General features: G+C 32.2%; 20 protein-coding genes. 15 read left to right on the forward strand and 5 right to left on the reverse strand.

Annotated elements, in window-relative coordinates; genetic code table 11:
• Positions 1-4: 4 nt before the first annotated feature.
• Positions 5-796, reverse strand: a complete 792-nt coding sequence (locus JOE44_RS20735; protein WP_209787181.1) for an SDR family oxidoreductase — start codon at positions 794-796, stop codon at positions 5-7.
• Positions 797-924: 128 nt separating this feature from the next.
• Here JOE44_RS20735 and JOE44_RS20740 point away from each other — a divergent pair, with 128 nt between their 5' ends.
• Positions 925-1,305: a winged helix-turn-helix transcriptional regulator gene (locus JOE44_RS20740; protein WP_209787183.1), complete on the forward strand. Its 381-nt coding sequence runs from the start codon at positions 925-927 to the stop codon at positions 1,303-1,305.
• A 56-nt stretch (positions 1,306-1,361) separates the two neighbouring features.
• Here JOE44_RS20740 and JOE44_RS20745 read toward each other — a convergent pair whose 3' ends face one another.
• Together JOE44_RS20745 and JOE44_RS20750 are read right to left on the reverse strand one after the other, a co-directional pair.
• Positions 1,362-1,679: a hypothetical protein gene (locus JOE44_RS20745; RefSeq protein WP_209787185.1), complete on the reverse strand. Its 318-nt coding sequence runs from the start codon at positions 1,677-1,679 to the stop codon at positions 1,362-1,364.
• Positions 1,680-1,718: 39 nt separating this feature from the next.
• Positions 1,719-2,393 carry a nucleotidyl transferase AbiEii/AbiGii toxin family protein gene (locus JOE44_RS20750; protein ID WP_209787187.1) on the reverse strand — a complete coding sequence of 225 codons (675 nt, stop codon included), beginning with the start codon at positions 2,391-2,393 and terminating at the stop codon, positions 1,719-1,721.
• A 765-nt stretch (positions 2,394-3,158) separates the two neighbouring features.
• Here JOE44_RS20750 and JOE44_RS20755 point away from each other — a divergent pair.
• The 13 genes from JOE44_RS20755 (at position 3,159) to JOE44_RS20815 (ending at position 18,667) form a co-directional block, all read left to right on the forward strand.
• Positions 3,159-4,700 (forward strand): T9SS type A sorting domain-containing protein, encoded by a 1,542-nt coding sequence (locus JOE44_RS20755; protein ID WP_209787189.1) that lies wholly within the window; start codon positions 3,159-3,161, stop codon positions 4,698-4,700.
• A gap of 2 nt (positions 4,701-4,702) precedes the next feature.
• Complete coding sequence (locus JOE44_RS20760; RefSeq protein WP_209787191.1) at positions 4,703-7,795, forward strand: hypothetical protein; 3,093 nt, start codon at positions 4,703-4,705, stop codon at positions 7,793-7,795.
• Positions 7,779-8,861: a DUF6443 domain-containing protein gene (locus JOE44_RS20765; RefSeq protein ID WP_209787192.1), complete on the forward strand. Its 1,083-nt coding sequence runs from the start codon at positions 7,779-7,781 to the stop codon at positions 8,859-8,861. The genes JOE44_RS20760 and JOE44_RS20765 overlap by 17 nt, the downstream gene beginning before the upstream one ends.
• Entirely contained in the window at positions 8,848-11,604 is a 2,757-nt protein-coding gene (locus JOE44_RS25380; protein ID WP_209787194.1) for an RHS repeat-associated core domain-containing protein, read from the forward strand. Before JOE44_RS20765 ends, JOE44_RS25380 begins: the two co-directional genes overlap by 14 nt.
• A 564-nt stretch (positions 11,605-12,168) precedes the next feature.
• Complete coding sequence (locus JOE44_RS20775; protein ID WP_209787196.1) at positions 12,169-12,579, forward strand: hypothetical protein; 411 nt, start codon at positions 12,169-12,171, stop codon at positions 12,577-12,579.
• Between the two features lie 511 nt (positions 12,580-13,090).
• Positions 13,091-14,620 (forward strand): zinc-ribbon domain-containing protein, encoded by a 1,530-nt coding sequence (locus JOE44_RS20780; protein WP_209787201.1) that lies wholly within the window; start codon positions 13,091-13,093, stop codon positions 14,618-14,620.
• 102 nt (positions 14,621-14,722) lie between these two features.
• Positions 14,723-15,067, forward strand: coding sequence for a hypothetical protein (locus JOE44_RS20785; RefSeq protein ID WP_209787202.1), 345 nt, complete (start codon positions 14,723-14,725; stop codon positions 15,065-15,067).
• A 53-nt stretch (positions 15,068-15,120) separates the two neighbouring features.
• A complete protein-coding gene (locus JOE44_RS20790; RefSeq protein WP_209787203.1) occupies positions 15,121-15,651 on the forward strand; it encodes a hypothetical protein in 531 nt (176 codons plus the stop codon).
• A gap of 134 nt (positions 15,652-15,785) precedes the next feature.
• Entirely contained in the window at positions 15,786-16,055 is a 270-nt protein-coding gene (locus JOE44_RS20795) for a hypothetical protein (protein WP_209787205.1), read from the forward strand.
• A gap of 141 nt (positions 16,056-16,196) precedes the next feature.
• A complete protein-coding gene (locus tag JOE44_RS20800; RefSeq protein ID WP_209787207.1) occupies positions 16,197-16,493 on the forward strand; it encodes a hypothetical protein in 297 nt (98 codons plus the stop codon).
• A gap of 85 nt (positions 16,494-16,578) precedes the next feature.
• The gene (locus tag JOE44_RS20805; RefSeq protein ID WP_209787209.1) at positions 16,579-17,124 is read left to right on the forward strand and encodes a hypothetical protein; all 546 of its coding nucleotides are present in this window, start codon (positions 16,579-16,581) and stop codon (positions 17,122-17,124) included.
• A 64-nt stretch (positions 17,125-17,188) separates the two neighbouring features.
• The gene (locus JOE44_RS20810) at positions 17,189-18,238 is read left to right on the forward strand and encodes a hypothetical protein (protein WP_209787211.1); all 1,050 of its coding nucleotides are present in this window, start codon (positions 17,189-17,191) and stop codon (positions 18,236-18,238) included.
• A gap of 27 nt (positions 18,239-18,265) precedes the next feature.
• A complete protein-coding gene (locus JOE44_RS20815; RefSeq protein ID WP_209787213.1) occupies positions 18,266-18,667 on the forward strand; it encodes a hypothetical protein in 402 nt (133 codons plus the stop codon).
• Positions 18,668-19,350: 683 nt separating this feature from the next.
• Here JOE44_RS20815 and JOE44_RS20820 read toward each other — a convergent pair.
• Together JOE44_RS20820 and JOE44_RS20825 are read right to left on the reverse strand one after the other, a co-directional pair.
• Positions 19,351-19,662, reverse strand: coding sequence for a hypothetical protein (locus JOE44_RS20820; RefSeq protein WP_209787214.1), 312 nt, complete (start codon positions 19,660-19,662; stop codon positions 19,351-19,353).
• A 40-nt stretch (positions 19,663-19,702) separates the two neighbouring features.
• A complete protein-coding gene (locus tag JOE44_RS20825; RefSeq protein WP_209787216.1) occupies positions 19,703-20,386 on the reverse strand; it encodes a nucleotidyl transferase AbiEii/AbiGii toxin family protein in 684 nt (227 codons plus the stop codon).
• 832 nt (positions 20,387-21,218) lie between these two features.
• Here JOE44_RS20825 and JOE44_RS20830 point away from each other — a divergent pair.
• The gene (locus tag JOE44_RS20830) at positions 21,219-22,766 is read left to right on the forward strand and encodes a T9SS type A sorting domain-containing protein (RefSeq protein WP_209787218.1); all 1,548 of its coding nucleotides are present in this window, start codon (positions 21,219-21,221) and stop codon (positions 22,764-22,766) included.
• Positions 22,767-22,773: the final 7 nt, after the last annotated feature.

Raw genomic sequence — 22,773 nt, forward strand, 5'->3', positions numbered from 1 at the left:
ATTATTAAACTGTTGGTACGGTTCCTCCATCTATTACAAATTCAGTTCCTGTTAAATAGGCGGCTCTTGGTGATACAAGAAAACCAACTAATTCAGCTACTTCTTTCGTTTCTGCAGGTCTTCCGAAAGGTATTCCACCCAATGCATCCATTACACCTTGTTGTGCTTGTTCTACTGTACTATTAGCGTTTCTTGCAATTTCACCCAGCCAAGCTTCCGATGCTGTCGTATTGATCCATCCCGGCGAAACAGTCAGCACTCTAACACCTTTAGGGGTAACTTCGTTCGATAAACTTTTACTGTAGTTTCTTAAACCTGCTTTTGAAGCTGCATAAGGTAAAGTAGAATCGTACAAAGGCAATTTACCCTGAATGGAAGCTATGTGAATGATAACACCACTTTTTCTCTCTATCATTTGGGGTAAAAACCCTCTGTCCAATCGGATAGGAGCAAGTAAATTAGCCTGTAAGGTTGATTCCCAGTCTTCATCACTTAAAGTGTTAAAACCTCCTGCGGGTGTTGATGAAGAACCGAGATTGTTGACAAGAATATCCAACCTTCCATAAGTAGACAATACTTCGTTGATTACTTTTTGTGTTCCTTCAGCTTTACTCAAATCGGAGGCAATGAAATGCAGATTACTGTTTTCTTCTTCTGGCGCATTTCTAGCCGAAATGATAACTGTTGCGCCGGCTTGCAGCAACCTTTCTGCAATTGCTTTTCCGGCACCTTTTGTACCTCCTGTTACCAATGCAATCTTGCCAGATAATTCATTGTTGAAATTAAATTGTTCCATTTTTTAGAATTGTTTATAGGACAAAATTGGAGTATAAAAACAGTTTGCACAAGTACGGAATTACGATTCATATAGGGATAAATTATTCCCCTATTGTACAAATCGGAACATAGGATTAATTTTACAATATGTATGAGAGAAAAATAATACCGAACTTAAATTGCGGTCTTGATCTGATCGGTGAAGTACTTTATGGCAAATGGAAGATACGTTTGCTTTGGTTTATTCATCAGGGACATAAAAGACCAAGTGAATTGCAGCGAAAGATACCGGATGCATCACGAAGGGTTTTAAATATTCAGCTGAAAGAAATGGAGGAGCATGAGCTTGTTTCAAAGATTATTTATCCGGTTGTTCCGCCAAAAGTAGAATATTCGCTAACTGAGTTTGGTGAAAGTTTAATTCCCTTAGTAGGTGCTTTAGGACAATGGGCGGATCAACATGAGGACCGGTTGAGAATGTTGATTATGAAGAGAATTCAAGGATCTGGTGATATAGAAAAATTTTAGCTAAATTAATCTTAAAAAACGATTGCTTTTGAGTTTCGGAAGAAAGTTTGCAAAAACTATATCCAGTGGTAAGGTTTGTCCTTTCTATTTAGATAGCAATACATTTCTTCTTTTTTAAGTTCTGGGAAGAATTTCAGGGCTTTTTCGATAGCATAATTGGGCAGAAAGTAAATTTCGTCACGGATAGCAGTGACTACTTTTTCATACCCGTAAAAACGGATGATCTCATCAATCTCCTGTTGACCTCCACGTTCTACAATTCGGGCAATAATGGTCTTATAGGCTTGCATAAAGTCCATTGCATCAATGTCAAAATCCCAGAAAAAAACACGGTCGAGATTTGGAATTTTATTTATTTTTGCTCTTGATTCCATACTATAAATATACGATTTTTCAGCTTTACATTATGTATTTCAGCGTCTAAATCCTCTGCTTTTTTTAGGAGATTCTTGCCTTTCTCTGAATTTTAGCAATGGATCATTGACCGCTTTTTTTAATCGCTCACTCACCGTATCCATATCAACTTTCTTTCCTTTCAGTATATTCACTTTTGCATCCATGTCTATGTTGTCATGGTACAATAAAGCGTATGAAGCCATTACAGGGTTGCCATTGTATTTGTTTTGATAAGATTCCAGATAAATCTTAAGCGGATTGTGTTCCAAGAGAAAATGCATATCGATGAAATCTTTTATCCGTGTACCATTTTGAAAAATAGCATGAAGTTTCATCGCTCCTATATCCTCTAGTGATACTAACCTTATACCTTCCTTTGTCTCAAAAGCTTTTTGTAATGGATATTGATGTGCTAGAATATCGACCTTGACCTCACCTATATCAAGCAGGATTGTATTGCTAAATATATCCCTTACCTTCACCGTAGGATGTTTGCCTGTCAAATGTTTTAGCAGGGCTTGCTCATCAAACTCTTTAGTGGAGAACAGGTCTATATCGATGCTCAATCTATGACCGATTTGAAGGCTCAAAGAAGTTCCTCCAACGAGATTAAAATCTTTTAGTATTTCATCTTTCATCAACCTTTGGAGAAGTTCCCACATTTCCTTACTGACAGTTTCCTTATGGAGCATAATTTCATTTTTCAGAAAATTAATCCTGAAAATGAGGTATGTCTGTACAATGGCAGTGCGAGGAACTATTTGGCTTCGATTGTCAATGAAAGTCAAAATTAGAAGCCTTTTATTGATGCAGATATTAAGGATTGAGCTTAAAAATTTTTCTGTTGTAGCGAAGTAAGTATATACCTATTTTTAGAAACTCACCTTTTAGGAGGAAACCTTAAAGTAGGTTTGTGCTTTTTAAACCATTAATCAAAATTAAGGGTACTTTGTGAAAAGTAATTTATTTTAAATTTTGTTTTAAGAACAAATCTATTGTTTATTAAAAATGCGTGCGATTTTATAACTACACGGAGAAGTTAGGAGCTCATTCGCAACTTTGAAAGTCCTTATGTCCTAACAAAGTTGCTACTTCGCTCTGTGAGACTTTTATATTAGTGCTAGATAGTTAGAGTTTATTTATCTAACCTCCATTTGAAAGATTTTTCTACTTTAAAGTAGCATGTAAAATTAGCTTTGTCTATTTGACCTCTATTAGCAAATATCAATTAGTTTTGTCTAAAAATTGAAAATAATACGACACGTTTTGTCGCTTTCCAAATATACCTTTGTTTCATTAAAGAAAGTTAATAAATTTCTTTTTGAATAAATATTAAAATATCCTAATTTTGATTGCATTAAAAACATAACCATGAACAATAATTCTAATTTCCATTTGTGTATTTCTGTATACATAATAAATAAATAAATCACCATTTCTTTAACATTTATATAAGTATGAAAAAAATCTACATGTGTGCATTATCTCTATGCACAATTACGAGCATATTTGCTCAGGAAATACTCTGGCAAAAAGATATTAAATCCTCTACTCAGGATTTTCTAAACCAGATTATAATAACAATTGACGGACAGTATCTTATCACAGGGAGCAGCATTCAAACTGATAAGCTACAAGTAAACAGCAGACAAAACAACGGGTACGATTTTCACCTAATAAAATTAAATCAGCAGGGAGAACAGGTTTTTGAAAAATATTTTTCTGGAAACAATCACGATTATTTATCGTCAACCGTTGCTACCCAGGATGGTGGTTTCCTAATTTCTGGAACTTCATATTCAGGAAAAGGGTTTGATAAAAAAGATGATTCCCATGGAGGATCTGATATTTGGTTGATCAGGGTTAATGAATTCGGTGATGAATTATGGCAAAAAACCATAGGAAGTTCTTCAGATGAAGAAGTAAGAGCTGTTATCCAGACTACAGATCTTGGATTCTTTGTCGCGGGTAACTTACAGAACTCTTTGAAAGGGAATGGTTCAAAAGATGTTCTGATCATTAGATTAGATATGGATGGAAAGGTTCTGTCTGAGCAAACATTGGGAGGACATGAGCTTGATGAAGTAGAGAAAATGATCCCAACCCGCGATGGAGGAGCGTTGCTTGGAATTTATTCCAGAAGTTCTATAAGTGGGACAAAGAAAACAGAAAACTTCGGCGAAGGTGACTATTGGATTGTAAAGCTTGACAAAAGTGGAAAAGTAGAATGGGAAAGGAATTTCGGAGGGAAAGGTGATGATCATATCAGAACTCTGGCATTAACTTCCAATGGATTCATTATTGGCGGAGAATCCAGATCAGAAAAATCAGGAAATAAAACTGTCGGATTAGAAGAAGGAACAGACCTATGGCTAATTTCTTTAAATGAAAGAGGTGAAGAGCAATGGCAGAAGTCTTACAATTTCAAAAACCGTGATATTCTGATGGGGATGAGCGTTCTTCATTCTGCTGATGATAAATCTTCCAAAGGAATTTTATTGGGAGGCTACACTCAGGCTGAAGGAAGAATAGAAAGAGATGATGAAACTTTCTGGATGTTATACCTTGATCAGAATGGAATTGAACAATGGAGAAAACATGTAAAAGGTGAATCCAGAAAGAAGGAGGAAAGACTATCCGACTTAAAGCTGAACAGAGATGGTTCTATTGTTTTGGCTGGAACCAGTGCTGAAGAGTTGGGTAAAGAAAATTGGAAGATATTAAAGTTGGGAGATAAACAGGTTGATCAGCTGATTGAAAAATATGACATCAAAATCTATCCGAATCCTGTATCAGATTATGCTTATATAGAAATTGGCTTTGATTTTAAAGAGGCTGATATTCTTCTATATGATATGAGTGGAAGACAGCTTCAAAGTATAAAAACTAAAAATAGAGTGACTAAGATAAACACTCAGGTTTTGGTTCAAGGAGCTTATTTGGTGACGATTAAAACAGATACTAATAAAACAGCAAATGCTAAACTGATAAAAAGATAATGATGAAAAAGATATTTTTACTGATGGTATTGCCATTTATTTCCAATGTCTCAGTGTATGCACAAACATTACAGTTGCCCAAAAATATACAATCTCCCAATTCTGCTTCTCTGGGTAAGTATGGTGATATCCCTATGGACCTTTCCTCAGGAAGAGCCAATGTGAGTATACCATTGTATTCTCTTAATGAAAATGGTATTCCATTAGATATAAGCATAAGTCATGACACAGGTGGAGTGAGAGTTGGGGATACTTCGGGATGGGTTGGACAGAACTGGACATTGAATGCAGGAGGTGTTATTACGAGAGTAGTTAGAGGAGCTTCGTTTGACGAGAAATTTACCAATGATGTCCCTATGGGTTCCAGTCAATGGGGGATAGCGAGCGGATATTATTATTATACTCCAGCACTTAATGGGAATCAATGGAATAGTGTTAGTAATATGACAACGGTCATAAAAAATGGAGGAGCAACCAATGCTAATTTTCCGGCAGCAGATCTGGAACCGGATATTTTTATTTTTAATTTCATGGGACATGTGGGAAAGTTCTTTTTAGGCTCTGATGGGGTTTGGAAAGTATCTTCCAAGGATAATATGAAGGTGGAAATCAATATGAATGATAAGGTTACGCCAATGAATTTTCCTGCTACCAATAATTTCAATCAAAGACCATTTTTAAAGGTTCTTGGTAAAATTACCATGATTGATGACCAAGGCAATAAATATATTTTTGGAGGTATTCAGGATAATATAGAATATACTATTCCTGATTTTTATAATCAATTGGCAAATCCTGTCATTGCCAATGCCTGGTATCTATCTGAAGTATATGACAAGGAAGGAACAAAGATTTATTCTTTCGAATATGAAAGAGGAGATTATATGGCATCCTTCTATAATACTAACTCATTTAATGGTTATAGCAAACAGTTTGATGGAAATATATTCGTTCCGGGAGTTGGGTGTAGTGGTGGAAGCAGTGTAAGCAATCAAGTCGTTGCTGCGGGACAGCTTATCATTCCTACTTATTTAAAATCCATTACGACAAAATCTTCAACAACTATAAATTTTTCTTCATCAGTTACCAATTCATTGAAATACAGATATAACAATGGAGATCCTACGCTGGATGCTGCTTTTTCCAATATCTTAAGTTATCTGGCAGGTTTAGCTCTGCCAGGAGATTATGAAAATGCAATGTTCTATTATATAAAAAGATTACAAAATGGAGTAACCCCAAATCCAAATGTTACATCAGGACATTTTGGCTCTTATCTGAATGCATTGAAATGGAGGAAACTGGATTACTTTATTGTAAGGGACAGCCAGAGCAATACATTGAAGCAGGTTTCCTTCAGCTATAATAACACTCCTTCTGAAAGACTTAAGCTAGAAAAATTAACTGTAGATAATCAATTCAATCATACTTTTGAATACAATAACTTTAATCAGCTTCCAGGTCTACTTTCAACTAATGTAGACCATTTCGGATATTATAAATCTACCCCTTTTTCATTGGATTATAATTCACCTACTATTCATGAGCCTTCCAGAGAAACAGACCCGACTAAAGTATATTTTGGAACCTTATCAAAAATTATATATCCTTTGAAAGGCTATACAACATTTGAATATGAACCTCATACGTATTCCAAGTATTTGGATTCAAACAGCAGTTTGGTTTCTGGTAGCGGAATCATTGGAGGAGTAAGAATAAAGAAAATGTCGGATTTCAGTGATCCGCAAAACAAAATCGTAAAAGAGTACAGCTATACCATTGATGCCAATTCATCTGTATCTTCAGGAACACTGCTTCAAAAAAATGTATATTATATAAAGAATTTTCTTATCCCTACTGAGAATGGGATTCCTTATTACCAAACACAGTTCAGCATCGGTTCAGTAATACAGCTTTCCAATTTGATGGGACCGCAAATTGAGTATTCAACAGTGGTTGAAAAAACAGAAAATAACGGATATATTGTTAATAATTTTACCAATTATTCGGACTTTCCAAATTTACCCAATAGTGGAAAGCTAGGACAAAATAATTCTATTTTTGATCCTCATACGGAGTTCGGTTATAAAAGAGGTCTTCCGAAAGAAAGGAAGTATTATAACTCAGCTAATAGTCTGTTAAAAGAAGAGATTTTCACTTATAGTGAAACTTCTCCTCAGGCAGCACGGGGATTAAGTGGTAAATTTTTTCTTGCTTGTCCAGGTTCTAATGGGCAAACCCTGGAATATGTTATTGCTGGAACCGCGTATGAATTATATTTTTCTGACTTTAACCTTACATCAAAAAAGATCAGAACGTATGGAAATGGAGGGCAGTATTTTGAGACATCCGAAAGCAACAGTTTTATAGATTATGGGAATTTTGGGGATAATTTCCAGAAGAGTAAATCTTATATAGATACCAATGGAAAATCAATATCTGATAATTATCTTTATTCTTTTGATAAAAATGGTACTGATCCATATACTGCTATGGTGAATCGAAGAGAATACTCTGTAGTAGAAGCCAGTAAACTTGCCAATCAGCAGCTGTTAAGCAAAACAAAGACAGACTATGCCCTTGTGCCTACCGTGGCTGCCAATGGAACTGCCGTAGCATCCCGAATATTCCCGCAAAAAGTATCGGAAGCTAAAGGTACCAATGCTCTTGAAGAAAAACTGATCGTCGATAAATATGATACTGACGGACATATTTTAAAGGCACATCTACCGACTGGGAACTATACCTACTATTATTACGGTTACGATAATAAATACCCGATATTGAAGATAGAAGGAACTGAAATTACAGATGAAAGTACTGTTTTAGGATATTTGGCAATACTTAAGCCTCTACTCAACGTGATCTCACCTGATTATACCCAAATAACCCAGCAGCAGGCAAATATCATCAAAGCCCTGCCTAACCATCTTTGTACACTGTACACTTATAAGAGTGAGTTTGGAGTTAGCAGTATCATGAGCCCATCAGGTATAACTGAATATTATAACTATGATAATATTGGACGATTGATCAATGTAAAAGACCAGAATGGAAAACTTGTAAAGAGTTATACGTATGAAATTAAAAACTGATAATCTGATGAAATCAATATATAAAATTGTATTGATTGCGCTTATATTAAGTGCTTCAATAATAAAAGCTCAATTTTCAAATTATTCTAAATATTATAACTGGGATATATTTGCAACATATATTAACGGAGGTGGAGGTGGAGTATCATTAAATATAAATAATAATATGCTTAGTCTCAATTTTAGTGCAGGTTTTACAGAGACAACTCTGAAGCAAGGTAAAATAGCGCCAACTGATTATGTGGGAACACTGCCTAATACAGAAATCCCTATTCCGGCAGGAAGTTTTTTTGATGGTAAGGGGTATAGGTTTTTTATTGTTGACAATCAGCTTGCCATTTATCATACTAACCCAATCTCTTTAACGGGTTTTTCTGGGACGATATCGGTTAATTTGACCGCTCCGGTTTCGATACCAACAGAAATCTCAACATATCTTTCTAATTGGACTTCACAGAATAAGGTTATGTCGGTAAATTATCTTACAGACCAAGGGGATTCCGGGAAGAAGAAAACATCCATTGTATATTATGATGGACTGGGAAGGGAATTGCAGATCGTTGACAAAGAAGCAACACCTTTAGGGAAAGATTTGGTGACGCCTTTTGAATATGACAATGTTGGAAGGAAATCGAAAGATTTTTTACCTGTTCCGACTTCGCAGAACAATGGGCTTTTCGTTGATGCAGCTGTAGTTTCAGGTTTATCTTCATCTTTTTATAATGGTGAGCCTGCTTTCTCGGAAAAAGTATTTGAAGCATCTCCGTTAAACAGGGTTTTGATGCAAACAGCACCGGGAACAGCTTGGCAGAAAAACAGTGGACATGAAATAAAATTTACCGACGATGTAAATATGCTTTCTGATGAAGTAAAGAAATATGATATTGAACTGACATTTACTCAGGATATTTATAATCCTAAATTATTATTCGGTCCAAACTATGATGCAGGAAAATTGATAAAAAAAATAACAAAAGATGAAGACTGGACTCCTGCAAGTGGAAACAACAACACGTCAGAGGAATTTATGAACTGTTTTACAGAGAAAATATGTGGATGGCAATAAAGCAGATACCTACTATGTATATGACATTTATGGTAATCTTACGTATGTTATTCCACCTTTAGCCTCGGATGCGGTTAAAAGTATGACAACCGGTTTCTTTCCGGATGAAACTCTTAATAATTTATGCTATCAATATAAGTATGATAAGAAGAACCGATTGGTAGAAAAAAAGCTTCCGGGCAAAGGTTCTGAGTTTATGCTTTATGACAAACAGGACAGACTTGTAGGAATCCAGGATGCGGAATTAAAAATAAAGGGACAATGGCTTTACACCCAGTATGATCAGTTTGGAAGGACCGTTATTACGGGGCTGGCTACAGGAGGAGACCGTAGTGTAGAGCAACCGTTGGCTGATGGTTCAGGAAATATGACACGAACTAATTATGTAGTTTTTACCAGACAGGGAATGGATGTTTATTATGATCCGGGTGTTACATATCCCAATGCTTCTAAATGGGTTGCTTTATTATCAGTAAACTATTATGATGCCTATCCTGGATACAGTTTTAATCCTGCATTTCCTTCAAGCATTCAGGGAGAGCCTGTAATTTCTGATTCGCCCACCTCTGATGGAAGAAGTACAAAAGGTCTGCCTGTTATGAACTTTGTAAAGAATATCGAAGATGACAACTGGACCAAGAATTATACTTATTATGATAGGAAAGGAAGAGCTATTGGGAACCATTCAATCAATCACCTTGGAGGATATACAAGAACAGAACCAAAGATGGATTTTGCGGGAGTAACTAAAAGTGTTGTTACAAAACATAAAAAATTAGAAACAGATATAGAGAAGATTATTACAGAAACTTTTGAATATGACAGTCAAAACAGGTTATTAGTACACAAACACCAGATAGATAGCAATCCAATAGAGATTTTAGCTCAGAATGGTTATAACGAAATATCCCAGGTTACGAATAAAAAGGTAGGAGGAACAGATCTTGCCAATTCATTACAATCAGTAGATTACAATTACAATATCCGTGGATGGCTGACTCAGATTAATGATCCAGATAATCTTGGTGCTGATTTGTTTGGATATAAAATTAAATATCAAAATCCATCGGCTAGTCTTTCAAAGTATAATGGAAACATTACTGAAACAGAATGGAAAACATCCAGAGATGGAATTCTCAGAAGATATAGTTATACCTATGATAATATCAATAGATTGACTTCAGGGATTTATCAAGAACCTTTATCTACTGTCCCTAGTAACGATTACTATAATGAAAATGTTGTTTATGATCTTAATGGTAATATTATAACATTAAAAAGAAATGAAAGAGTATATGGAACTTCTACAGCAGCATTAATGGATGATCTGAAATATTTTTATAATGGTAATAAACTCACAAGAATTGAAGATCTAAGCCAGAATAATAAAGGATATCCTTACTCTTCTGTTCCTAATACCATTACTTATGATAATAATGGTAATATGATAAGCCATCTAGACAAGGGAATTTCTAGCATACAGTATAATTACTTGAATTTGCCGGTATTGATTACTCAAAATACAGGTAATACGAATTACTTTTATCGTGCCGATGGAACAAAAATTAAAAAGAAATATGGGACAAAAGAAACAGATTATTTAGGTGGCTTTCAATATGAAAATAATATATTGCAATTTACTGCAACTTCAGAAGGATATTTTGATTTTGTTAAAAATTCTTATATTTATAGTTATTTAGATCAATTAGGAAATGTGAGATTGAGCTATTTGTTCAACACTAGTACAAACACCTTGGTAACTATGGCTGAAGATAATTATTATCCATTTGGTCTAAAACATACGGGATATAACAATTTAGTTTTGAATTTAAATTATAAATATAAGTACAATAAGAAAGAACTTCAGGAGACAGGGATGTATGATTACGGTGCTAGAATGTATATGCCTGATTTAGGAAGATGGAGTGTTGTTGATCCATTAGCTGACAAAATGAGAAGACACTCACCTTACAACTATGCATTTGATAATCCAATAATGTTTATAGACCCTGATGGTAAAGCTCCTTTGTATGGAGAAGCTGCACAACAGGCTTTTATAAATTTTAGAAATTCACTATCAAGGCCATCTGATGATATAACTGTTAATCGTAAAGGAATTATCACTAACATTGTAAAAAATAATAAAGCCAATAGATTCTTTGACCAAAATGGTAAACAATTATATTTCAATGATCCCCAAGGTGTGGATAAAAATAATTTAAAATCTGGGACATATAAGAAGGGAGATCAATTATTTTATAATATCCCCAAGAGTCGTTTTTTTGAATTTATGAAGGCAGCGGGATTTGATGCTGCACAGTATAATTTAAGAGCTAATAGAGCTCTTAAGAATGGAGATAAAGATGCAGCGATGATCAGTAGGTATGCTGCATTAGAAATAGCTAAAAAGGAATCTTACGATAAGGCAGATTTTGCAATGTCCACACTACTTCGTACTTATTCATATCCAGAATATGAAACGAATAGAAGAAGACCTTATTTAGAAACTATAGTGGAGACAGAAGATTATTTTAGATTTGGAGATTCTAATACTTTGTATAATTTGTTTGACGCAGGAAATTATATGTGGGGAGGCTGGATGCATCTAAATGCATTTGATAAGAAAACTGTTAAATTTGGTTCAAATTTAAATGAGCTGATGAGGGGTAATATGGGGGATTCTGCTGCGGATCAGAAATCAATTTTTGATGGTTTTGACTTCACAGGTTATAAAAATGATTAAAAATGAAGAATAAAATTCAATATTTACCATTATTATTTTTGGTAGTAAATGTTTTTATCTATTTAATATTCCAGTTAATTTTTAATTATAATATTAATAGAAAGTTATATTACGAATTTTATACAAATATAATTCCTATATTAATTTTTGTAAATGTTTTTGTTTCAATATTCTTTTTTATTATTCTATATATAAAAAAAGAATATAAAAAAATGTATTATGCATTATATCCTTTAGTTATATATATATTACTTTTTATAATTGCATTGGTTATTTCATTTAAGTAATGTAGTTTTCTTCCAAGTATGATTTCTGTTACACTAATTCAACTTGTACAGAATCTGTCAACTTGGCAAATAACAGTAGAACCATCGCAATTGCGATGGTTCTACTGTTGTCAAGCATTTTGTTTGAACATAATCGATATATAATATGAAATTAAAAACCATTGGTTTAATAAAAATAACTTTGTTTTAAATCATTACCGGAATGTAAAATTTTGGAACAAAAAGAGAAAAGATTGATAATATTTTTGGTGAAGATTTAGTCTTACCTAGGAAATATTTGACATATGTTATTTATAAGAAAGAGAATTTAAAGACAGAAAAGATTATTCATTCGCTTTTGCGTAGTTTATCTTCTAGTACTAAAACAGTAATTAGTAGTGAAGAATTTATAACTTTTCTAAATCAATTGAATCTAGCTGAAATTGAAGAATTTTTTTGCTTAGATTATTTACGTAACCTTGCTAAAGTTGATGAAATTTCCTATACTTTGTTGAGAGATATGTTAGTCATTAATTCTGGTTATAAAAGAAATTTTATAGATTGGGACAAGAAAATTTATAGCTCTGACGATGTTAAAAAGACTTTTTACTCTCGCCTAATGAATAATTACAGGAGCTTAGAAAATCATATCCGCCAAGAAAAAGGCTTTGATGAAGTTGGAAATTATGTTATGAAAAGCATTTTCTAAATCTACTTACCATCGAATTTCCTACTTACAGAATCATTAGCCAGCATTCTCCGGAATGGTTAAATGGGCAGAGGTTCGATATATTTATTAAAGAACTAAATATTGCAATATAATATAATGGTATTCAACATTTTCATCCCATAGATTTTTTTGGAGGAAAAGAAGGTGTAGCCAAAACACAATTTTTCGATAATCAAAAACGTAAAAAATGTTTAAAATATGGAGTAAAAATATTTGATATAGATTATAACCAGGACTTTAATGATAGTTTTTCAAAGCTGATTATTTTACTTAAAGAACTTCAAAACGAAAACCGTATCAATAATTAAATCTTAAAAAAGATTAAATAAATAACGTTGGATTATCAGAGAATCAAGTAAGAAGTTTAAAGGTGAAAACCAGAATAACAATTTGGCTATTAGTATATTTATACGACTTTTTAGAAGAATAAAGTGCCAAATTTTCTAAAAGTATAAAAATTAATAAAATTGAATTTTTGCAAAATAGAAAAATGAAATATTCTATAGAAGATTTGAAAGAATTTGCTTTAGCCAAAAATGGAAAATGTTTATCGAATGTTTTTTTAGGTGTAGAAAAAAAATATGACTGGAAATGTTCAGAAGGTCATATTTGGAAAGCTTCATTTCATAAAATTAAAAATGGTGGAAATTGGTGTCCGACTTGTGCACTTATTAACCGTGCAAGAAATAGAATTAAATATACTATTGAAGATTTAAAAGACTTCGCAATAAAAAAAGAAGGGTTTTGTAATTCTGAAAAATTCATTAATATCAAATCTAAATATAAATGGGAATGTATAAATGGTCACATTTGGGAAGCAGTAGCCGATAATGTAATTAATAGTAACAAATGGTGTCCATTTTGTGCTGGAAATTATATAGGCAATATTCTAGAAATGGATTTAATTGCAAAAGAGAGAAATGGGAAATGTTTATCCTCTATTTATAAAAATTCATCAACTAAATTAGAATGGCAATGTTCCGAAGGTCATAGATGGAAAGCAATGCCAAGTTTAATTAAGCGTGGTGCTTGGTGTCCAAAATGTAGTCAAGGCATTGGCGAAAAAATATGTCGTGAATATTTTGAACAATTGTTTGAAACTGAATTTGAAAAAGCTAGACCAAGTTGGCTAAAAACTGAAAATGATAACTTGATGGAATTAGATGGTTTTTCAGAAAAACTAAAAATAGCATTTGAACATCAAGGAGAACAACATTATAAGAAAATCAATTTTTTTTATTCGGCAAAGCCTGAAAAATTTCAACAAACTTTAAACCGAGACAAACTCAAGTTAGAACTTTGCTCTAAAAACAACGTAATTCTTATTCAAGTTCCATCAATTCTAGAAAAACTCGGAGTTGAAAATCTTAAAGCCTTTATTAAGGATGAATGCTTAAAAAATAAAATAATAATTCCTGAAAATTTTGACCAAAAAATTGTAGACTTAAAAGATGTTTATTGTCCAAACAAGCTTAAAGAACTATCAATTATTGCAGAAAGTAAAAAGGGTAAGTTATTATCAAAACAATATTTAGGGATTTTTGAACCGTTAGAATGGCAATGTGAAAAAGGTCATAAATGGAAAGCTGCTGCAAATAATATAAAAAATAGTAATTCTTGGTGTCCAAATTGTTTAGGTAAAAATCAAACAATAAAAGATATGCAGATTTTAGCAAACAAATTCGAAGGAAAATGTTTATCAGAAAAATATATTAACAATAACACGCATCTTTTATGGCAATGCAAACTTGGACATCAGTTTTCATCAAAACCATCAAATGTAACAACTGGATATTGGTGTCCAATTTGTGGTAGAAATAAGTCTGGATTGAGCAGAAGAAAATATGATATTGAATTTATGCATAAAATTGCTGAAAGCAAAAATGGTAAATGTATATCAAGTGAATATCTGGGTTACAAAATAAAACTAAATTGGATTTGTGAAAATAATCATCAATGGGAAGCAACTCCAGAAAAGGCAATTAGAAATAATAAATGGTGCAAACAATGTAAAAAATAAAACAGCCTGCAACTTCACCAAGCTACGGACGTTAATAATAGATATAACTGAATCTCAAAAAACGATTATAAACATATAATGATGTAAAAAACAATTAAATTTATGAAGCTAAACAAACGAGGTAATATTTCAATTTTCATAGTTATATGTTTAAGTGTAATATTTGGATTTTTTTGGAATTTAAACAAATACAATAAATTTTACAATTCAGTATTGACCGGTATAGTTGAGGAAATAAAATCTAATCGAAAATTTGAAAACTCTAAAGTTGCTAAATTTGTTGGAGATGAAAATTTTAATTATACTTTTTGGATTTATGCTCCTGAAAAAGATGATTTAAAAATAAGTGATTCAATTTATAAAGCAAAAAATTCGGAAGATTATCAGATTTATAGACAAAACAGTTCAGGACGTTATAATTTTTATAAAATTTTAAAAGATAAATAATAGTTATTGTTTAAGATTTTTCCATTTAAGTTAAATTAGATTTCAAAAAAACGATGCATAACATCAATTACGACATAGAAAATTTCAGGATTGAAATTGAGAATATTTATAAAGCATACCGCTTTTCTAATGCCGGACTTTATAATTATAAAAGGCTTATAAAAGATGACATTACGAAAAATCCTGAAAATTTCCATATAGTAGATGAAGAATGTGAAATTGAGATAAAGTTTACAGAAGAAGAATTGAAGGAAGCAAACCATCTCGGGTTTTATCAAAAGATAATTGCAGGCAATACAATAGCAATGATCTATAATTTATGGGAAGATAAGTATAGGTCTAAATTTTCTAAATATCTAAATTATGAAGAAAAAAATGACCTTAAAAATGATTTTTTTGCGGAATTGGGCAAAATTAGACATGCAATTGTGCATACCAACTATAGGTATACTTCGAAACTTAAAAACTTGCAAATATTAAAATCATTTATTGTTAACAAGCAGCTTATATTAAGTTTATTTGAAGTAGATTATGTATACAAACAAGCGCTTAAAGCCTTGGAAGAAATAAAGGCTATAAATTAATCAATTAATCTCAAAAAACGATCAAAATAAATTCTAAACTAGGGGCATAATTAGCTTTACGAAAGCTGTATAAATCACATTGATGTAACTCACAAATTTTAAAGTGTGTGGAAATGTAAACAAATCTCGTCATAATGAAAAATAGATATTTTAAAAAATTTTGGAACGAAACAACTGGAGAAGAAGTAACTGATTCTTGGGGAAATTCCACATATTATTTTGAAACGGACGAAAATCTTAATGTAAACAAACAAATTCAAATTTTTGAAAATGAAAAGATTTTAAAATATGACGAACAAAATTTTGAAGACCAATATGGATTTCTAATAGATCAACCTTTAGAAATTGAAGATTTCGATAATTGTGAAATATCTGAAATTGATTTTTATGAAATTTGGAAATAATTGATTTACAATGCAATTAGTACGACGAAATGGGAAGTATAACAACAGTCTTAGATTGAAAATTTATCATTCGATTACCATATTATAGAGATGTCCAAAACACTAATAAAAGAAATAACCGAAATCTCAAAAAACGATTAGATGACAGAAAATTACATTCAATATGCAGGTGGCTATCAAAAAGACAATATTGATGAAAGGGATATAGTACAAGCAATATCAGACATTCAATTAGTGGATGACGAACATGGAGCATTTTGGGTTTCAGTTATAACCGATGATGAAAATGTAATTGAAGTAAATAAAGATTTATCACTTTTTGTAATTTTTGAAGGACAACAAACCCAATATCAAGCTAAAGATTGGAACGAAGTCAAAGAACTTTATAAGCTACTATTGATGGAAAAATTCGATGTAATAGCCGAGATAGTAAAATAGAACTGAATAAATCTCAAAAAAACGATAAGATGCGCCAATAGATTGCGTAGCAAGAATTTATATTTGTTGAATATCTATAAATACTATGAAGCTAAAAAAGAAAATATTTGAACAACATCTGTATCATGAAATAGATGACGAGGAAAAGGCGGAGGAATATCTTGACAGCTCTCTCCCACTTATCGGCTTAATAGTTATGTATTTTAATGGTCTGGAAAAATCACTAGATAGAATAATATGTGAAATATTTACTGACAGATCAGATTCAACAGGATTAATTGTATTGCATAGAATGTCATATGCCACTAAAGTAGATTTATTCAAAAGGTTTAGCGAAGATTTCCATTTCGGTTGTGATATAAAGATTGAAGGATATCAAGAATTGATAGCAAATCTTAGAGAAAGTGGAAGGTTAAGAAACCTTGTAGTTCATGCTGATTGGGAAAATACCGATGACGATGGTTATACCTATGTAAATTTAAAAATATTAAGTAATGGGATGGAGCAGGAGTATATGCAATTCTCTGAAGACTCGTTAAAAGAAATTATTGACTTAATTACTACAACCCGACATGGACTACATGAATACTGGGAGAAGCGCAATAGAGAATTATATAAACAAACTCCTTGACAAAAGAGACAACCTGATCAGTTCCTCTGCTTAAAAAATCTCAAAAAACGATTAAATCAATATTATGGTATTCTACACTTATTCAGAAAATATTGAGCATTTAAAAGCTTTTGATAAGGAATATAAATTAGAAATTTACTATAAACCGCCTACTAGTTATAAAAACCTAAAACGAAAATCTGTATCCGATAGAATATGTCGGTTCTGTGGTAAGGACTCAAATGAAACCAGTTTTAAAAGTAAGACACATGTAATTTCAGAATTATTTGGAAAAAATTCAGGTATATCTGATCATGAATGTGATACTTGTAACAATTTTTTCTCAACTTTTGAAGGTGATATGGCTAATTTCTTAGGGTTGGATAGAAGTATCAATGCTTTAGGATTTCAAACTCCACCAACTTTTTTATCTGGTGATAAATCTATAAAGGCTAAAAGAAATGTTTTTAAGGGTTTTAATGGTATTGAAATAAGAGCACTTAAGGATGGGGTAATTCAAAAAAAAGAGAAAGGAAATATTGAATTCTCCGTAATTGAAAATTCATATATACCAATTAATATTTTCAAGTGTCTATTGAAAATTGCATTAACTGTAATTCCTGATGACAATATTTCAAAATATAAACTTTGTCTTAATTTTATAATGCAAAATCAGAATGCATCTCATTTTGCTCATCACGCTAAGCAAATTCATAGAGGCTTATTAGGTTTCAGTGTTTCAGTACCAAAAATTTTAATATTTAGAAAAAGAAATTTTGAAAGTAAATTGCCTACTTACTGGATTAAATTATATTATCAAAATTCATACATCCAGTTTTATTTGCCTTACTATGAAGATGATAAAATATTATCAATTGGAGAAGAAATATCTTATCCTCTTTGTCCTCCATTAATTCGAGCAGTAAAACAACCAAAAGGTATTGCAAAAAATTTAGAAAAACTTGATTTATCATCGAATGAAAAAACTAGAAGCGATCTTAAAAAGCTCAATTTAAAATTTGATGAAGACTTATTAATTGGAACGGATAATACTAATAATTTTAACTCTGATGAAATTGTAAGTATATTTATAACTAAAGATTCTGGATTATTGGATAATTTAGAAATTGATTAGTAATAAATCTTAAAAAGCGATGAAAAAATGACAGGTATTCTATACTCTTTAAAAGATGAAAAAAAATACACCTTTTTATATAGTTTCCAAAAAGAATATTTAGAAGCGCACAATGGTAATATATTAATTTTTGAGATTTGGGAGAAAGGGAAAGAAGAACTTGACAAGTTTAGTTTTATGCTCCGAGAGATGGAAAATGGCACTGATTTGAAAGTCGTTGATCTATTTTCAGATTCAAAAAAATATTATTTAGGAAAAGGAATTTCAAGAGCGATGATTTTACATTGTAAAAATTTATTTGTGAAACGTATTATTTCTGAAGGAGGAAATAATAACTGGGAAGAAGCTCGAACAAAAGTTTGGGAACGAATGAAATCTAACGGGGAAGTTGCTTATTGTGAATCTAATGATTTCTACTTTACAATATGATAAAATAATCTAACAAAACGATTCCTTTTTAATTTACTTTTTTGTCTCAATCTCGATTGAGAATCCTTTTAGAAGTTTGAAATTAAAAGATTAATAGTTTCATATCATAAAAAAGTAGTATTTTAGATTTACTAAAATGGATATCAGTAGTTCTAGTTTTAGTATCTAATTTAATGTTTGGTTGCCCGCTGCCTACTTTTTTTCAGTTTGCTTTGGGAGGAGTTAGTTTATTCGGACTTTTAAAACAATTAAATTTAAATAATATGAAAAATAATACGGTTTGGTGGATGGGAGCAATTTTGGAAAGCAGAAAGATCGTCGTTAATATTTAGGTACAAACTAAGAATGAACTTATTAAGACAGCTCCGGAGGGTTCGACTCCCTCTCTTTCCACAAAATTGCCGTAGTAGAAGTGCTACGGTTTTTTATTTGCAGTTTTTAGAAAATCTGAAAATACCAGTATCAAAAAAGATTATTTTTAATGTTTCGCCACTTATGGTTTACAAAAATTAAGAAGTCCGCTAAAAAGCGGACACCTTACATCTTTTTTTCAAAAGGAAAAAGAAGCTAATTTCCCGCCTTTAAATGCCTCACGAAAATTAACAACTTTCAATTTTTATTGTGAGAAATTATTTTCTCAAAAATATTATTGATGCTGAGTTCCGGATGTAAGCTTCGAAAGACTAAATCCAATGATAAGGTTTACCACTTCTATTCTTATAACAATGCATTTCCTCTTTTTTAAGTTCCGGAAAAAAGTCGATTGCTCGGTCAATTGCATAATTCGCCAAAAAATAGATTTCGTCTCGAATTGTATTTACAACTTTTTCACGACCATAGTATTTTATAATTTCATCTATCTCATTTTGACCTCCTCTTTCGATGATTCGAGATATGATAGGCACACAGGCTGTCTCCCAATTTAATAAACTAAAATCGGTATCCCAAAAGAATTTAGGATGAATATCAGGTAATATTTTATCTTCTATTCTCATACAATAAATATAAGGTTTTTATCTCTTTTTCGCAACAAAATTACCTTTTAAATCGTTTTCCTTTATTCATGGGAATGGCTTTTTTTGAAAGTGAACTTCCAAATTTAAGATTGGGATTTGAAACAGCTTTTTTAAGTCTTTCCTGCATTGTCTTCCAATTATTCTCTTTGCCTTGAATCATTGAAACATCATATTGTGTTCTAATACCATCAAAGTAAATTAATGAACGTGCTACTAAATTTGAATTTCCATTATATTTTTGTTGGTAGCTGTCTAGATATGACTTTAAAGGATTTTCTTCAAGAAGAAAATACATATCTACGAAATCCTTTAACCTTGCTCCACTTTGAAATATTGCGTGAAGTTTCATAGCACCAATATCATCATTTGAAATCATTCTAACATTTTCTGAAAAATTATCGATTGCTATAACAGGATATTTGTGAGCTAAAAGATCAACTTTTATGTCTTCAATATAGGTCATAACGGTATTTTCAAAAACAATCTCATCTGTTGCCTTATATTTTTTTTGCAGGTAGCTAATTAAATCTTTTGAGTTAAAGTCTTTCGTAGTGAATAGATCAATGTCAATGGATAATCTATGCCCTAATTTCAAGGCTAAGGCGGTACCGCCCACCAAAGTGAAGTCCTTTAGCATTTCATCTTTCATCAGTTTTTGTAGAAGTTCCCACATTTCCTTACTAACCGTTTCCTTGTGTAGCATAATTCATTTTTCAGAAAATTAATCCTGTAAATGATGTATGCATGTACAATGGAAGTGCATGGAAACATTTGACTTCGATTATCGATGAAAGTCTAAAGTAGAAGCCTTTTATTGGTGAAGATATTAGTAATTGGAATTACAAATTTTTCCGGTAATAGTTACTTTAGCACGTAATAATTTTGAGAAGTCCATCTTTCATTAAACAAAATCTAAAATATGTAGGTGGTTTTGTTTTGCACATTTAAAACATTAATGAAAATCAAGCCTGCTTTGTAAAAGAGTAATGTTACAAAATATTGTTTTAAGAATAGATTTATTGCTTATTGAAATGCGTGTGACTTTACAACTACGTGGAGAAGTTAGGAGCTCATTCGCAACTTTGAAAGTCCTTACGTCCTAACAAAGTTGCTGCTTCGCTCTGTGAGACTTTTGAATCGGTATGATTTTGTTTTACACTTATAATCTGACCTTAATTAATAATTTTTTCAGGAGGACGAACAACATTAGATGATGGTTATTCTCTCTGTTATCTATTTCAATACTTGTACAAGTAAATATTCATTGTAGAATATTATTATATAAATTTTGCGTCTTTTTCTTTTGTACTTGCTTTTCATATTATCAAAATTTAGTATTAATACGACAAGTTTTGTCGTTGTTGATGGATATTTTTGTCATAATCGAATTAAAATAAATTTAAATAGAGAGAATTTAATTATAAAGAATATTATTTATCGGATATCACATTAAAATGATTTTTATGTTTAAAAAGGGTTAAATTTGCGAAGTTTTAAAAAACTAATTACTAACTCAAAAAACAACAATACGGGAAATGAGAAAAATCTATCTCGGAGCGCTCACCTTATGCGCTTTTCTGGATACTTCTGCCCAGGAAGTTCTTTGGCAAAAAGACATTAAGTCCTCTACTCAGGATTTTTTAAGCCAAATTACTACAACTATAGATCAACAGTATCTTATCACAGGAAGTTCTATACAGTCAGGAAGCGGGAAGCTGGAGACTGGAAGTAAGCAGAACAATGGTTATGATTTTCACCTGATTAAATTAAATCAGCAGGGAGACCAGGTTTTTGAAAAATATTTTTCTGGAAACAATCACGACTATTTATCTTCAACGGTTACTACTCAGGACGGTGGTTTTCTGATCACAGGTTCATCGTATTCAGGAAAAGGACTTGATAAAAAGGAAGATTCTAAAGGTGGCTCAGACATTTGGTTAATTAGAATCAATGAGTTTGGTGACGAATTATGGCAGAAAACTTTAGGAAGCTCATCAGATGAAGAAGCAAGAGCTGTGATTGAGACTACAGATCAGGGATTCTTTGTTGCGGGTAATGTACAGGGCTCATCAAAAGGTTATGGCTCCAAAGATGTTCTGATCATTAGGTTAGATAAGGACGGAAAGATTCTGTCTGAGCAAACATTGGGAGGGCGTGGACTTGATGAAGTAGAGAAGATGATCCCTACTCGTGATGGAGGAGCACTACTTGGAATTTATTCCAGAAGTTCACTTGGAGGAACAAAGAAAACCGAAAACTTTGGTGAGGGTGACTATTGGATCTTGAAGCTTGATAAAAACGGAAGGGTAGAATGGGAAAAGAACTTTGGAGGTAAAGGAGATGACCATTTGAGAACGCTAGCCTTGACGTCAACTGGCTTTATTATCGGCGGAGAATCCAGATCAGACAGATCAGGAAATAAAACGGCAGGCCTTGAAGAAGGATCAGACCTATGGCTGATATCATTAACTGAAAGAGGTGATGAGCAGTGGCAGAAATCCTACAACTTCAAAAACAGGGATATTTTGATGGGAATGAACGTGATTCATTCAGCAGATGATAAATCTTCCAAAGGAATTTTATTAGGAGGCTATACTCATGCTGAAGGAAGAATAGAAACTGATGATGAAACTTTCTGGATGCTGTATTTGGATCAGAATGGTACTGAGCAGTGGAGAAAACATGTGAAAGGAGAATCCAGAAAGAAGGAAGAAAGACTTTCTGATTTAAAACTTAATAGAGATGGTTCTATTGTTCTGGCCGGAACCAGTGCTGAAGAACTGGGGAAAGAAAACTGGAAGATTGTAAAGCTGGGAGATAAACAGGTTGATCAGTTAATCGAGAATTATGATATCAAGATCTATCCAAACCCGGTTTCCGATTATGCCTATGTAGAAATTGGTTTTGATTTTAAAGATGCAGATATTCTGCTGTATGACATGAGCGGAAGACAGCTTCAGAGTATTAAAACAAAGAATAGAGTGACTAAGGTTAATACTCAGGCACTCATTCAGGGAGCTTATCTGGTGACCATAAAAACTGATACAAATAAAATGGCGAATGCCAAACTTATCAAAAAATAAAAATCAA

The organism is Chryseobacterium sp. PvR013, from assembly GCF_017833095.1.
Taxonomy (GTDB): domain Bacteria; phylum Bacteroidota; class Bacteroidia; order Flavobacteriales; family Weeksellaceae; genus Chryseobacterium; species Chryseobacterium culicis_A.